Source organism: Paenibacillus gyeongsangnamensis, from assembly GCF_027533625.1.
GTDB classification, from domain to species: domain Bacteria; phylum Bacillota; class Bacilli; order Paenibacillales; family NBRC-103111; genus Paenibacillus_G; species Paenibacillus_G gyeongsangnamensis.
Map to the genome: position 1 here is coordinate 611,051 of NZ_JAQAGZ010000001.1, position 14,366 is coordinate 625,416.

Here is a 14,366-nt window from a genome sequence, read left to right on the forward strand (position 1 = left end):
TAAGACAAGGACGGCGTAGCCGTTTAACCTGGACTCTACGGAACATTGAAGTCCGCTTGCCTGGTTTAGGGAAGATAAAGCGTCGCCAGCTCTTTGGTATGCCGGTTTTTCTCGGTAATCTCGCGGCGGCGGGGCATCGGCTCCCAGGCGTCCACCGGGTCAAGCCAAGTTTCCGGGAGCGGTCCGGGGCTTCGCGGCTGCCATCGGGCAAGCCAAGCCTCGGGCAGCCGCAAGCCCGGCTGCAGCTCCAGCTCGCGGATGATCGGATGGTCGCTCATTTCCAGCCAAAGCAGGCCCCATGCGCGGGGGACGACACGCCATATGTCATAGCCGCCGCCGCCCAAGGCAACCCAGCGTCCCTTGCAATATTGATGGGCCAGTCGGTGAATGAACCGCGGCATCTCGCGGTAGATTTCCATGCTGCAGTGAATATGCGCCAGCGGATCGAACGCATGGGCATCGCAGCCGTGCTGGGAAACGATAAGATCGGGCTTGAACTGAGCCGCTGTACGGCTCAGCACATCCTTAAAGCACTCGAGCCACGACTCGTCCTCCGTATAAGGCTCAAGCGGCACGTTGACCGTCGTTCCGAAGCCTTCGCCCGCTCCGCGCTCCGCAACGCCGCCCGTGCCCGGGAACAAATATTTTCCCGTCTCGTGAATCGAGAACGTACAGACGTCGGGATCCGTGTAGAAGCTCCACTGAACGCCGTCCCCATGATGGACATCCGTGTCGATATAGAGGATGCGTACACCGTACGTTCGCTTGGCATGCTCGATTGCGACGGCCGCATCATTGTAAACGCAAAAGCCCGCACCCTTGCTCGGCATCGCATGATGTAGTCCTCCGCCCAAATGAAGGGCGTGCAAGGCTTTGCCGGTCATGACCTCATCCACGGCAAGCAGCGAGCCTCCGACGATCGCTGCGGTCGCTTCATGCATACCCGGGAAGCACGGCGTGTCCTCGGTATCGAGCCCGTACTGCTCCGCCCGCCGAAGCCAATCCTCCGCAGGAGAGGCCTCGCTAAGCGCTTTCACGGCGGCGACGTACTCGGCGCTGTGAACGGCAAGCAGTTTGGCTTCATCAGCGGATACCGGGTCGCTGATAGCCTCCTCCGGCAGCGCGCCGGCGGCCCTGAGAAGGTCGGCCGTCAGCACCAGCCGCTGCTGATTGAAAGGATGGGTGTCGTTGAAGCGGTACGCGGTTTGCTTCTCGTTATAAATAAACGTTGCCTTGGCATTCATAGCTATTCGCTCCCATCAATACATGAACCGCTGCCGGAACCGGACACGGTCGAATTGCTCCACGGAAGAAAGGGGGACATTCTTGCCGATGCGAACCATCAAGCAGTTGGCGGGATGTGAGCAGATCTCCGGGTCGTCGGTGGCAAACCAAACCATGTCGACGCTTTTCATCAGCTTCTCCATCATGTCGCGGTACTGCCAGACGGTTAATCCGCTTTTCTCCAGGTCCCAGTGCCAATAATATTCGGTTGTAAACGTAATGACATTCTCAAGCTGACCGCCTTCGAAGGCAAGCTTGATCAATTGTTTGCCGAGACCGAGTCCGCGGAATTCGTCCGCCACCTCGATTGCTCCCAGTTCTATGAGATCGTCCATCCCGCCCTCAGACCAACGTTCCAGCTCGTCCGGGTAATGAAAGGTGACGTAGCCGACCAGCTGGTCCTTCAGGCGCGCGGCAATAATGCGTCCCTCTGGCAGCCCGGCGATTTCAACCAGCGCTTCAAATTGCTCCTTCGGACGGCGGAAAGCATCGAGGTCCGGGTGCATGGTATACGTTCGCAGCGTCTCTGGGGGAACCGGACCTTCAACGACAATGTTTCCGCCCGGGCAGGGGATGCCTAAAGCATGATACTTTTTAATGTGCTGCATGGGTGTGTGCCGCCCCTTCCAGAGATTTTCTTCCTTAGCATAACAAAAAAATAGCCCAAGAGAAAGCCGTGTGATATAATGAAAAACGTGATTATAGCATTCAAAGCAGTGATGTAAGCGTTTCATCTGTAACGTAAAAAGAGATGGGATTGGGAGGGTAATGACATGGACCACATCAACGTAGAAAGCATTGCACCCGCAGCTAAGACATCGAATATGAAAAATTACGAGCAGGAGCGGGCGGATTTTTCCTGGGAAGCCATTGAGAAGACCTTCAGCTGGTCGCAAACCGGCAAGGTCAACATGGCTCACGAGGCGATCGACCGTCACGCGGATTCGGCTCTCCGGGACAAAATCGCGCTGTATTACAGCGACGATAAACGGGACGAGAAATATACGTATTACGAAATGAAGCAGCAATCGAACCGGTTCGGGAACGTGCTGCGCAAGCTTGGAATCGCAAAAGGCGACCGCGTATTCATCTTCATGCCGCGGACGCCGGAATTGTACTTTTCGCTGCTCGGCACGCTCAAGATCGGCGCCGTCGTCGGACCGCTCTTCGAGGCGTTCATGGAAACGGCGGTGAAGGACCGTCTTCTGGACAGCGAAGCGGTGGCCATTATTACGACGCCTTCGCAGCTGCCCCGCGTTCCGGTGAGCGAATTGCCGAATTTGAAGCATGTGATTCTCGTAGGACACGATCTGCCTCCGTTGTCCGACGGGCAGGTGGATTTCTATAAAGAAATGGAAGCCGCTTCTGACGAACTCGAGCTCGAGTGGGTGGACCGCGAGGACGGCCTGCTCATTCACTATACGTCCGGATCTACCGGCAAGCCAAAGGGCGTATTTCATGTTCATAACGCCATGCTGCAGCATTATTACACGGGCCGGGTCGTGCTCGATCTGCAGCCTGACGATGTGTACTGGTGCACGGCCGACCCGGGTTGGGTTACAGGAACCTCGTACGGCATTTTCGCTCCATGGCTTAACGGGGCGACCAACGTCATTCGCGGCGGCCGTTTCAGTCCGCAGGACTGGTACCGTACGATCGAGCGCTACCAGGTAACGGTATGGTATAGCGCGCCGACAGCCTTCCGCATGCTGATGGGGGCCGGAGACGATACGGTGAAGCAGTTCGATCTGTCCTCGCTGCGCCACGTGCTGAGTGTAGGAGAGCCTCTGAATCCGGAGGTGGTACGCTGGGGGCTCAAGGTATACGGTCAGCGTATTCACGATACGTGGTGGATGACGGAAACCGGCGGACAGCTGATTTGCAACTATCCGTGCATGGCGATTCGTCCGGGCTCGATGGGCAAGCCGCTGCCTGGCGTAGAAGCGGCCATTATCGATGATGCCGGGAACGTTCTTCCGCCGTATCGGATGGGCAATTTGGCCATCAAGACGCCGTGGCCGTCCATGATGCGCAAGATTTGGAACAACCCGGCTAAATATGATGAATATTTCCGTATTTCCGGTTGGTATATTTCGGGGGATTCGGCTTACATGGATGAAGACGGCTACTTCTGGTTCCAAGGCCGGATCGACGACGTCATCAATACGGCAGGCGAACGTGTAGGACCGTTTGAAGTCGAGAGCAAGCTGGTGGAGCATCCTGCCGTTGCTGAAGCGGGCGTGATCGGGAAGCCGGATCCGATGCGCGGCGAGATCATCAAAGCGTTCATCGCGCTGCGTGAAGGCTTCGAACCGTCGGAGGAGCTGAAGGCCGACATCTCCAAGTTCGTCAAGGAAGGATTGTCCGCCCATGCGGCCCCGCGCGAGATCGAGTTCAAGGATAAGCTTCCCAAAACCCGTAGCGGTAAAATCATGCGCCGCGTCCTGAAGGCGTGGGAGCTGAATTTGCCGACTGGCGACTTATCTACGATCGAAGATTAATGTCATAACAAAAAGCCTGATCCCGGTGTTCTCGCGGGATCAGGCTTTTTTCGTACGTCTGGAAGGAAAGCCGGAGCTTGTTTATTTCTTGTACCGGACGGAAGCGGAAGGCTTCGATTCACCGATATCGTTCGTTGCGGTGATGCGATAGTAGCCGTCGAAGGATACCGCATAATACTTAAACGCCGTCGCTCCGGCTACCGTCCCCAGCTTGGAATAGGTGCCGTTTTCTTTATCGCTGTAGTAGATCGTGTAATGTTTAATTATATCCTTATCCGCATTCGCCTTCCACTTCAGATCAATGCCCCCTCCGCTGGGGGTGATGGACAGGCCGGCCGGGGAAGCCGGCGCTTCCTTCGCGGGCGGTCCGCCTGCTCTGTCCGTGCCGCTGCCGGACCCTGTGCCGCCCGCTGCGCTTCCCCCCATGCCGGTTTTGATCGGCGCAGAGCCGTCGTCACTCGGGGTCAGGAACAGAAGGTCCATGATCGTGCCGTCCGTATAGGCCGCCTTGCTGGGTGCAGATTCTTTGCCTGCCACATCTACCGCGGTGACGTAATAACCGTAGATGGCTCCCCCCGGGGTATTATCCGTAAATTTCGTCTCGTTCCCGGCCATGACGACTTTGCCTCCAACTCGTTTAAAGCTGCCGCGGTTTACGGATTTGTATAAACGATAGCCTACCACATCGGTGCTCGGGCTTGCCTGGAACGTGATTACGCTGGCGTCACCGGAATGGGTGGCTACGACTGTCGTCGGCTCGACAGGCGGTTTGCCGTCGTCCTTCCGGGGATCGGTCTCCGACGGCGCATCCTCTTCGTAGTCCTGAGGCCGGTAGAAATCCAGCGGGCGCTTGCGATCGTCCGGCACCTTATCCAGAATGGAAGCGAGCTCGCGGAACAGCGGCCCCAGAGGCTTCTCCCGCTTGATTACGGTCTTCTCTTCCACAAAGTCGGAAGGCGTCTCCGGCTGAGCGATATAATTGATTCCATTGTAAGAAACAATCGGCAGACGAACCATGACGTTATCTTCTTCCGTCGGCACGAACTTCTTGTTGAATAAATCGGTTACGAGCTTCCCTGCTTGGGTAACGGCTTCGCTCGGGAGCTTGCCGGAGAGGCTGGATACCGTCATCTCCACGATATCGTCCGGCCGCTTGAATTCCTTGGTCGGGAATAACGCCGGCTTCTTGTCGATGGCCATGTCCATAGCCATGGCCCAAATGTTCTTGGCGCGGTTCGTACCCCCGGTTTTCTTGCTGAGCTTGTTGACTGGCAGCTCGTATCCCGCCCAAACGCCAAGGGTAATATCGGGCGTATAGCCCATAAACCAGGCGTCCGCGTCGTCCTGGGTAGAACCGGTTTTGCCGACGATCGGCACCTTGCCGTAATGCTTGAATTTGCTCATTAAATCCGTAGCCGTTCCTGCGGTGATGACGGTACGCATCATATCGCTCATGAGGTAGGCGGTTTGCGCCGAGAACACGGTGCTGGGCTTCTGCTCATGCTCATAGATCGTCTTGCCGCTCGAATCCGTAATTTTGCGGATGATGAACGCTTCGTTGAATACGCCTTTATTGTCGATCGTCGCATAGGCGTTCGTCAATTCCTTAACCGAGGTTCCGTACTTCAGTCCCCCGATGACGCCGGTTTGCGAGAAATAATCGTCCTTCGTGATCGAATGGATCCCCATTTTCTGGGCATAGTCCCATGCGGTATTGATGCCGACCACGTCGAGAAACAGCTTGATGGCCGGAATGTTGTAGGATTGGTTCAGCGCCCGCCGCGCCGTGATGAGGCCATGGTAGCCATCGTCCCAGTTCTCGGGAATATGGTATCCGTATTTGGTGCCGTCCTTTAAAATAACCGGAGCGTCGTCGATGACCGAAGCCGGTCCGATGGCGCCTTTCTCGATGGCCGGGATGTAAGCGGCAATCGGCTTCATCGTCGATCCGGGCTGCCGGAAGGCTTGGGTCGCATGGTTAAGCTGCTCCTTGAAGAAGTCGCGGCCTTCGATCATACCGAGGATCGCTCCGGTCTTGCTGTCCATCATGACGGCGCCGATCTGCTCGTCTCCTTTTACCGGATCGGTGGGGGAGAAATTGTCCTTGTTCTCGGCGATGGCGTGCATCCCTTCGTAAATATCTTTATCGATGGTCGTATAGACATGATAGCCGCCCCGGTTCAGCTGCGCCTGCATATTTTTCAGCGCTTCGTTATAGGCTTCCGGGCTTTTCTGAGGATCCAGCTTCGGCTGCTCTACCTTCACCAGCGTTTTAACCGCTTCCTTCTCCACCTCAATCATCAGATACGGGTATGTAGAATACGCTTTCTTCTGCTTCTCGGCCAAAGATCCCTTCAAATCGAAGGCGAGCGCCTCCTGGTATTGCTGGTCGCTGATCTTGCCCTCCTCCAGCATGCGCCGCAGGACAAGCTGCTCGCGCTGGACGGCACGCTTGAAGGCGGAGCTGTCGAACTCCCCTTTGCTGTTAAAAGCGGAATAATTGCTCGGCAATTGGGGCAGCCCGGCCAAATAAGCGGCCTGCGCGGTGCTGAGCTTCGACAAATCGTCGATATTGAAGATGCCCTTGGCCGCGGCCTTGATGCCGTACAAGTTATAACCGGCGGAGCCGTTGCCGTACGGGATTTTGTTCAAATAAGCGAGCAGAATCTCATCCTTGGACATCAGCCGTTCCATCCGCAGCGCGAGAAAAATTTCCTTCGCCTTCCGGCTGTCGGCCTTGTCTAATGTAAGGAACACCCGGCGCGCGAGCTGCTGGGTAATCGTGCTGCCGCCGGTTTGAACGTCTTGCCGCAGAAACTTCTGTACAATCGCGCGCAGCGTACTTTTCAGATCGATGCCGTGATGCTGATAGAAATTGTTGTCCTCGATGGCCAGTACGGCGTCCTGAACGACCTTGGGAATTTCCGCCAGCTCCGCCAGCCGCCGGTCTTCTTCGGATCGAAGCTGTCCCATCACGGAATCGTCACCGAAGTAGACGAAGCCGGTTAAAACGTTCTCCTGCACCTGGGCCGTCATCGCTTCCTTCGTGCGTACCGGGTCGTCCTTGACGAGGGCCGTTACGTAGCCGAACGCGGCACCTGCTGCGAGAAATCCGCCGATGATCCCGGCGATGAACAGCCATTTGAAAGTCCGCAGCGTATATATTCCGAATGTCCGAAGCATTCCTTTATGTTGTTTTTCTTTTTTCTTTTTCGAATCCTGCTGTTGTTTCTCCATCTCCATTGAACCCGAGTGCCTCCCGTTTGGAAAAGATTCCTTCAACATTATAGCATAATGCCGGCGGAGGAGACACTGATAACTCGGAAACACCCGTTCGCGGAAAGGCCATGGTTTGACACTTGTCGGAACTTTGTGATATAAATAAAGAAATTGAACATGGACCAAATGCAATGACGGACCTCCAGTAAGGCAAAGGATCCCAGCGAATCAGAGAACCGGTGGACGGTGCGAACCGGTGCGCTCCAAGCCCGAATTACAGTCCTGAGCAGGGAAGGGGAACGGCCGCCGCGAGGCTGGCTGAGTAGTCTTCTGTCCGGGCAGAGCTGCCCGTTATCCTTTGAGTGAAAGCGATAGTGCTTGCCGGCTTCCTTGCCGCGGGCACGCTTTAATTAGGGTGGTACCGCGAATTCAAGCCTTTTCGTCCCTTTACCGGGAGGAGAAGGCTTTTTTAGTTGATAAGAATTTATAAGTTTTTCGCAATTTATAGCTTCGCATCAACCTTGGTAAACGCGCTCGTCCTTGTAAGATAAGGACGGCGTAGCCGTTTATCCTGGGTTGATAAGAATTTATAAGTTTTTCGCAACTTATAGCTTCGCATCAACCTTGATAAACGCGCTGGTCCTTGTAAAACAAGGACGGCGTAGCCGTTTATCCTGAATTTTAGCTTAGGAACAAGAAGGGGAGTATACGCACATGAACATTTTAGAGGATTTGGAGTTTCGCGGATTGATCCATCAAGTGACCGACCGGGAAGGTCTGGAGAAAAAGCTGAGCAAGGAGCCTACGGCACTCTATGTCGGCTTTGACCCTACGGCGGACAGCCTTCATATCGGCAGCCTGCTGCCCATTCTATGCCTGAAAAGGTTCCAACAAGCCGGTCATCTGCCGATTGCGCTTGTAGGCGGCGGAACGGGCCTGATCGGGGATCCGAGCGGCAAAGCGAACGAGCGTACGCTGAATACGCAGGAAGTGGTTCAGGAGTGGACGGAAAAGCTGAGAAAGCAGCTGTCGCGCTTCCTGGACTTTGACGCCAAATCGAATCCGGCGCAAATGGTCAACAACTTCGATTGGCTCGGACCGCTGGACGTCATTGCATTTCTGCGCGACATCGGCAAGAACTTCTCGGTCAACTACATGCTGGCCAAAGATTCCGTCGATTCGCGGCTCGGCAGAGGGATTTCGTTCACCGAGTTCAGCTACATGATTCTGCAGGCGTACGATTTCTACAAGTTGAACAAAGACAACAACTGCGCGCTGCAGATCGGCGGAAGCGATCAGTGGGGCAACATTACCGCGGGTCTCGAGCTGATCGGCAAGACGACGGGCCGCGACGCGTTCGGCCTGACCATGCCGCTCGTCACGAAAAGCGACGGCACCAAATTCGGGAAAACCGAAGGCGGTACGATATGGCTGGATGCGGCCAAGACGTCGCCATACCAATTCTATCAATTCTGGATCAATACGGATGACAACGACATCGTGAAATTCCTGAAATACTTCACCTTCCTGTCTCCGGAACGGATTGCCGAGCTGGAGGAGCAGGTAAAGCAGCAGCCGGAGAAGCGGGAAGCCCAGCGCGTTCTCGCGCTCGAGGTGACAGAGCTGGTGCACGGCGCGGAAGCGGCGGCCAGCGCAATCCGGATCTCCGAGGTGCTGTTCAGCGGCAACGTTCAGGCGCTGTCCGGCGCCGAGATCGAGGAAGCGTTCAAGGACGTGCCGTCCACGGAGCTCAGCGGCAGCGAAGACATCGGACTGATCGATCTCCTGCTGGCCGTGAAGGCCGCGCCTTCCAAGCGTCAAGCGAGACAGGACATCGAGAGCGGCGCCGTATCGATCAACGGGCACAAGTCGACCGAGCTGGAGCGGATCCTTGGGGCAGCCGACCGGGTGGAAGGCAAGTACATTGTCGTTCGCCGCGGCAAGCGGAACTACTATCTTGTGAAATTTGTGTAAGGGGCGAAGAAAGGCTGCCGATCGGCAGCCTTTTTTCCTAGTGCGCAGCAAAAAAAGCCGCCCTTTTCCCTGTAAGGGAAGAGGACGGCTTCTGCGCTGCCGATTCGATTAGCGGCTGTAGAACTCGACGATTTGCTTCTCGTCAATTTCTTGTGCCAGCTCGGAACGCTCAGGCAGACGAATGTATTTACCTTCGATAGCCGCATCGTTGAATTCAACGTAAGCCGGCAGGTAGTTGCGGTTAGCCAAAGCTTCTTTCACGGCCGACAGGTTGCGGCTTCTTTCGCGAAGGCCGATCACGTCGCCAGGAGATACGAGGTAGGACGCGATATCGACTTTCTTGCCGTTCACGGTTACGTGGCCGTGAGCGACCAATTGGCGCGCGCCTGCACGGGAGTTGGACAGACCCAGACGGTAAACGAGGTTGTCCAGACGGCTCTCAAGCAGGAACATGAAGTTCTCGCCCGCGATCCCTTGCAGCTTGTTGGCTTTGTCGAACAGGTTGCGGAATTGCTTCTCGTTCAAGCCGTACATGTGGCGAAGCTTTTGTTTCTCTTGCAATTGAACGCCGTAGCCGCTCAGCTTCTTGCGTTGGCCCGGACCGTGTTGTCCAGGAGGGAAAGGGCGCTTCAGTTCTTTGCCGGTACCGCTCAGGGAAATACCTAGACGGCGGCTCAATTTAAATTTAGGACCTGTGTAGCGTGACATGTATGGTGAGCTCCTTTGTCATGTAAAATAGATGGGTACAGCATTCGGGTGAAGCTCATGCCCGACTTTGCTTGAAGCGTTAAACGCACCTGACAGAAAGAACCAGCCGCGGTCCTGTCAGCAACAAAATCAGTGAGGGTGACACAAGACTTCCACCATAAACAGCGGGAACCTTGAGGGCTCATACCGATGTTTATTCTCGACTTCTTATTTTATAAGATGAAGATAGCCGTGTCAAGCGTTTATGTCCGTCCGGCGGGAGCATTTTTCATCCTCTTCATTGTCCTGCCCGCAGCGGGCTTCCCATTCGTGAAAAGGATATCATTTGTGATACAATGGGATAATGTGGAGGGAGGAATGGCCAAGTTGAGCCACTGGAACGTCCATCACTTATCCGATGTCCTGAGCTCATTCGGTTGGTACGGCTATGCCGCAGGCATGCTGCTCGTTGTGCTGCAGACGATTTTCCCGTTCGTCCCGTTCGTGCTGGTGGCGGGAGCGAACGTGCTGCTGTTTGGCTTTTGGCTCGGATACGCCGTGAACTATGTCTTCTCCTGTCTGGGGGCCATACTCTCATTTTTGCTGGTCCGGCGGTACGGACAAGCCTGGGCGATAAAGAAGCTTGCCCAGTACGGCTATATCGGCAAATTGAACGACAAGCTGGAGCGGCATGGCCTGCTGTACATCATGCTCAGCCGAATCATTCCGATATTCCCTTCGTTCGCCATTAATTTGGCGGCTGCCGTCATGAAGGTGAGAGCAAGGGACTTTATTATCGGGAGCATGCTGGGCAAGATGCCCATGATTTTGCTGGAATCGATGATCGGACACGATCTTCTGTTTATCCGGCATCATAAGGGACGGCTGCTGCTCCTCCTGGCCATCTTCGTTCTCATGGTCGCCCTGGGCAATCATTATAAGAACAAATGGTTTAAAGGCGGCAACAAAACGTAACCCCGAATCGGATCAATGAAAGTAAAAGGAGAATGGTATTATGCGTGATCCCCGTTTACAAACCTTGGCCCGCAATCTTGTGGGCTACTCTCTGGACGTTAAGCCGGGCGAGAAGGTGCTGATCGAGATGATCGGCTCGGAGCGCGAAATCGTAAAATGCTTGGTGGAGGAAGTGCATGCTCGCGGCGGGTTTCCCTATGTGGAGCTGATCGATAATGCCGTACGTGCGGAGATGCTGCGCGGAATGACCCGCGAGCAGGCAGAGCACTGGACGTCGATGGATCTTCAGCGGATGAAGGACATGGACTGCTATGTGGCGATCCGCGCTGGCGAGAATGTGAATGAAATGTCCGACGTGCCGGAAGAGAAAATGAAGCTGTACAAGCAAATTTACAGCAAGCAGGTGCACCTCGAGCAGCGTGTCAAACGCACGCGCTGGGTCGTGCTTCGCTACCCTAACGCTTCGATGGCCCAGCTGGCCGGCATGAGCACGGACCGGTTCGAGGATTTCTACTTCAATGTCTGCAATCTGGATTACGCCAAGATGTCCGCGGCCATGGATCCTCTGCAGGAGCTTATGAACCGGACGGACCGCGTGCGCATCGTTTCCCCGGGAACGGATATTTCCTTCTCCATCAAAGGCATCGGCTCCGTAAAATGCTGCGGCCGGCGCAACATTCCCGACGGGGAAGTGTACACGGCACCGGTTCGGAATTCCGTGAACGGCACGATTTCCTATAATACGCCGTCCGTGAATTCCGGCGTGACGTTCGACAATATCGTCTTCCGGTTCGAGAACGGCAAAATCGTGGAGGCGACGGCGAACGATACGGACCGCATCAACGAAATTTTGGATACCGACGAGGGCGCGCGTTATATCGGCGAATTCAGCATCGGCTTCAACCCGCATATCCTGTATCCGATGAAGGATACGCTGTTCGACGAGAAGATCGACGGAAGCCTTCATTTTACGCCGGGTCAGGCTTACGAGCAGGCCGACAACGGGAACCGGTCCTCCGTTCATTGGGATCTCGTGCTCATCCAGCGGCCGGATTTCGGCGGCGGCGAGATTTACTTCGACGACCGTCTGATCCGGAAGGACGGGCGTTTCGTAGTGCCGGAGCTGGCGGGACTCAATCCGGAGTATTTGAAGTAAGGAAAAGCGGATCATTTTGATGAATAGTGGTTGCGTGTTATTCTTTTCCAAGGTATCATAGCGTTAGAAAGCGATTTATGTTTTCAAATATTTGTTTATAGACGCATGGAGGGATTCTTATGCCAAACGCCAACAATGCCGCAATTGTAGAGATCTCGCAAACCGCTAACAAGTTTCGTTCTTCGATTGTACTCCAGTACGATAACAAGTATATCGATGTAAAGAGCATTCTGGGCTTGTTCACGACTTTGCTCACGACCAGCAATTACGACCTTCATGTGCACGGACCGGATGCCGAAGAAGCGAAGGCCGCTATGGCGGAAGTGTTCGCAAAACACGGTCTGACGGTGAACAGCATCCAAGATTAGGAAACGAAATTGGCGAATCAAAGGCATTTCCGCCCCGGCGGAGGTGCCTTTTGTTTTTTGGGCGGCCAAGGCTTGTTTCTTGCGCGAATTTCGACTATATTAAAGTTAGGGAATGTGAGCGGGCAAGCTGATAGGCTCACGTCACTTTGGGGAAACTAGGAAGGCGATGCGGTCCTCTCCCGAGGAAGAAGCGGAGCCGAAGATGTATACAGGGGGGAAGCGCCGTGTCATCATCGGATTTGCTGCTTGGCTTGTCGCAGAAAGCGCTGCAATTGCTGCAGGAGGATGCCGACAAGATCGAGAAGCTCATCGAAGTGCAGATGGAGAACCTGACGACGAGACAGTGTCCTCTGTATGAAGAGGTCTTAGATACGCAGATGTACGGGTTATCCAGAGAGATTGATTTTGCGATTCGGGCGGAGCTGATTCAGGAATCGGCCGGCAAGCAGATCATGGTCAAGCTGGAGCGTAATCTTGCGCAGCTATACGAAGCGCTCAGTCAAAGCAAAGAGTAACCTTTTCGAGCAAAGGGTTGCTCTTTTTTGTTGGTCCGGCAGCAGGAGCAATGAGCAAAGGCATCCTCATCGCCTTAGGCGGCAAGGATGCCTTTGCTGTGGGAGGCAGACTTAAACAAGGAAGAACGCAATGCCCAGAATGATATAAACGACGAGCAGCAGCACGCCCTCGAACCAGTTGGTGGACCCGTCGCGCGAGATGGAGGAAGCGATAAAGGCGGCTACGCCGATCGCCACCAACTCGTAAGTCGTAAAAACGAGATTCATCGTTTGGCCGAACAGCATGGAGACAAGAACAAGCACCGGGCAGACGAACAAAGCGATCTGCAGGCTGCTGCCGATGGCAATCTCGACGGCGGCGCCGATCTTGTTCTTGCGGGCGAGCATGATGGCGGCGCTGTGCTCGGCGGCATTGCCGACGATGGCGATCAGGAAGGCACCGACGAACAGCTCCGACAGCCCGTACTGATGGCTGAACGTTTCGAGCGTTCCGACCAGCCATTCGCTTTGTACCGCGACCATGGCCGTAGCAATGAACAGGTACACAACCGACAGCCCCTTGGACCAGGCGGCTTCTCCATGCTCGACAACCTCGTCAGACAGCTCGTTCTTATGCGTGACCATGGAAAAAAGGAGCCATAGCAAGTACGCAATGATCAGAATGACGGATACGATGACGCTGAGATTCGTCGTCTCCGGCTTCGTGAAGGAGCTGGCGAAGCTGGCCGGAACGAAGATGGCGATGACGGCCAGCAGCATGAGCGAGGCGTTATGTCCGGCAAGCTTGACGTTGAAATGCTGCTCCTTGTATTTCAAGCCTCCAAGCAGGACGCTAAGCCCCAGTACAAGCAGCATGTTGCCAATAATGGAGCCGGTGATGCTCGCTTTGACGACGTCGAACAATCCGTCCTTCACAAGGAAAATCGCTATGATGAGCTCCGCCGCATTGCCGAAGGTGGCGTTCAGAAATCCGCCGAAGCGCTCGCCCGCATAATGGGCGACGCTCTCGGTCGCTTTGCCGAGGAAGCCGGCGACGAAGATGATGGCTAGGCAAGAAATGAAAAATTGCATCGTGGCGCTAAACAACGGAGCTCCGATGTAATGAGCTGCGCCGCTCAGAATGAAGCTGGCCAGCAGCCCGATCGTAAAGCCGTAACGTTTCAAAACCAAATCACCCATCACCCCATATGGTAAAAATATCCTAAGTCCATTCCCATAGTTTACATCAAAAAGTACCCCAAAAAAAGAAAATAAACTACTAGGCGGAAGGCAGTTTCGAATTCATCTTTTCTTACCGGACAATCCGTAAGATTTCGAGAAGCAGGATGCATAGCGTGAGCCAAACGCCGACGAATACATATAACCTGCTGCGACGTCGCTCGCATATTGAGCATAGACATATATATGGTTCAGGCCTACCAGCACCCAAGCGAATGTAATCGCCAGTATGATACCGAGCGTGTAGGGTGAGAACAGAACGGACAATCGGCCGAGAGGTGTGGATCAACTCTCATCGAAGGCCGCTCCGACCATAATTCGCTTAGTGCATCGAACTTGGAAAATTCCCGATTCCATAAATCTGGGATCGTGGACATCATGAAGGCAAACAGCGTCAGGAGTGTGTCAAAACTTTTTCCTCAAATTGGATTCAGTTATTGTGCGGCAGTTCCCGTCTTCTTATACGTGT

The 14,366-nt window shown here is 54.7% G+C and carries 11 protein-coding genes; 6 read left to right on the plus strand and 5 right to left on the minus strand.

Going from position 1 to position 14,366, the window contains the following annotated elements:
• Nucleotides 1-65: 65 nt before the first annotated feature.
• Together O9H85_RS02795 and O9H85_RS02800 are read right to left on the minus strand one after the other, a co-directional pair.
• Nucleotides 66-1,244, minus strand: a complete 1,179-nt coding sequence (locus O9H85_RS02795; RefSeq protein ID WP_269879736.1) for an acetoin utilization protein AcuC — start codon at nucleotides 1,242-1,244, stop codon at nucleotides 66-68.
• A gap of 15 nt (nucleotides 1,245-1,259) precedes the next feature.
• Nucleotides 1,260-1,892, minus strand: coding sequence for a GNAT family N-acetyltransferase (locus O9H85_RS02800; protein WP_269879737.1), 633 nt, complete (start codon nucleotides 1,890-1,892; stop codon nucleotides 1,260-1,262).
• 165 nt (nucleotides 1,893-2,057) lie between these two features.
• On the opposite strand from O9H85_RS02800, the gene acsA reads away from it, so the two are divergent.
• Complete coding sequence (gene acsA, locus O9H85_RS02805) at nucleotides 2,058-3,785, plus strand: acetate--CoA ligase (RefSeq protein ID WP_269879738.1); 1,728 nt, start codon at nucleotides 2,058-2,060, stop codon at nucleotides 3,783-3,785.
• Between the two features lie 81 nt (nucleotides 3,786-3,866).
• Here acsA and O9H85_RS02810 read toward each other — a convergent pair whose 3' ends face one another.
• Complete coding sequence (locus O9H85_RS02810) at nucleotides 3,867-7,028, minus strand: transglycosylase domain-containing protein (RefSeq protein ID WP_269879739.1); 3,162 nt, start codon at nucleotides 7,026-7,028, stop codon at nucleotides 3,867-3,869.
• A 690-nt stretch (nucleotides 7,029-7,718) separates the two neighbouring features.
• Here O9H85_RS02810 and tyrS point away from each other — a divergent pair.
• Nucleotides 7,719-8,978, plus strand: coding sequence for a tyrosine--tRNA ligase (tyrS, locus tag O9H85_RS02815; protein ID WP_269879740.1), 1,260 nt, complete (start codon nucleotides 7,719-7,721; stop codon nucleotides 8,976-8,978).
• Between the two features lie 108 nt (nucleotides 8,979-9,086).
• Here the strand turns inward: tyrS and rpsD are convergent, their stop codons facing one another.
• Nucleotides 9,087-9,686, minus strand: a complete 600-nt coding sequence (gene rpsD / locus O9H85_RS02820; protein ID WP_269879741.1) for a 30S ribosomal protein S4 — start codon at nucleotides 9,684-9,686, stop codon at nucleotides 9,087-9,089.
• A gap of 357 nt (nucleotides 9,687-10,043) precedes the next feature.
• On the opposite strand from rpsD, the gene O9H85_RS02825 reads away from it, so the two are divergent.
• The 4 genes from O9H85_RS02825 (at nucleotide 10,044) to O9H85_RS02840 (ending at nucleotide 12,679) form a co-directional block, all read left to right on the plus strand.
• The gene (locus O9H85_RS02825; RefSeq protein ID WP_269879742.1) at nucleotides 10,044-10,640 is read left to right on the plus strand and encodes a TVP38/TMEM64 family protein; all 597 of its coding nucleotides are present in this window, start codon (nucleotides 10,044-10,046) and stop codon (nucleotides 10,638-10,640) included.
• Nucleotides 10,641-10,680: 40 nt separating this feature from the next.
• A complete protein-coding gene (locus tag O9H85_RS02830; RefSeq protein WP_269879743.1) occupies nucleotides 10,681-11,796 on the plus strand; it encodes an aminopeptidase in 1,116 nt (371 codons plus the stop codon).
• A gap of 119 nt (nucleotides 11,797-11,915) precedes the next feature.
• Nucleotides 11,916-12,164, plus strand: coding sequence for an HPr family phosphocarrier protein (locus O9H85_RS02835; protein ID WP_269879744.1), 249 nt, complete (start codon nucleotides 11,916-11,918; stop codon nucleotides 12,162-12,164).
• Between the two features lie 224 nt (nucleotides 12,165-12,388).
• Nucleotides 12,389-12,679, plus strand: a complete 291-nt coding sequence (locus O9H85_RS02840) for a YlaN family protein (RefSeq protein WP_269879745.1) — start codon at nucleotides 12,389-12,391, stop codon at nucleotides 12,677-12,679.
• A 111-nt stretch (nucleotides 12,680-12,790) separates the two neighbouring features.
• Here O9H85_RS02840 and cax read toward each other — a convergent pair whose 3' ends face one another.
• Nucleotides 12,791-13,843 (minus strand): calcium/proton exchanger, encoded by a 1,053-nt coding sequence (gene cax / locus O9H85_RS02845; RefSeq protein WP_269879830.1) that lies wholly within the window; start codon nucleotides 13,841-13,843, stop codon nucleotides 12,791-12,793.
• Nucleotides 13,844-14,366 lie beyond the last annotated feature (523 nt).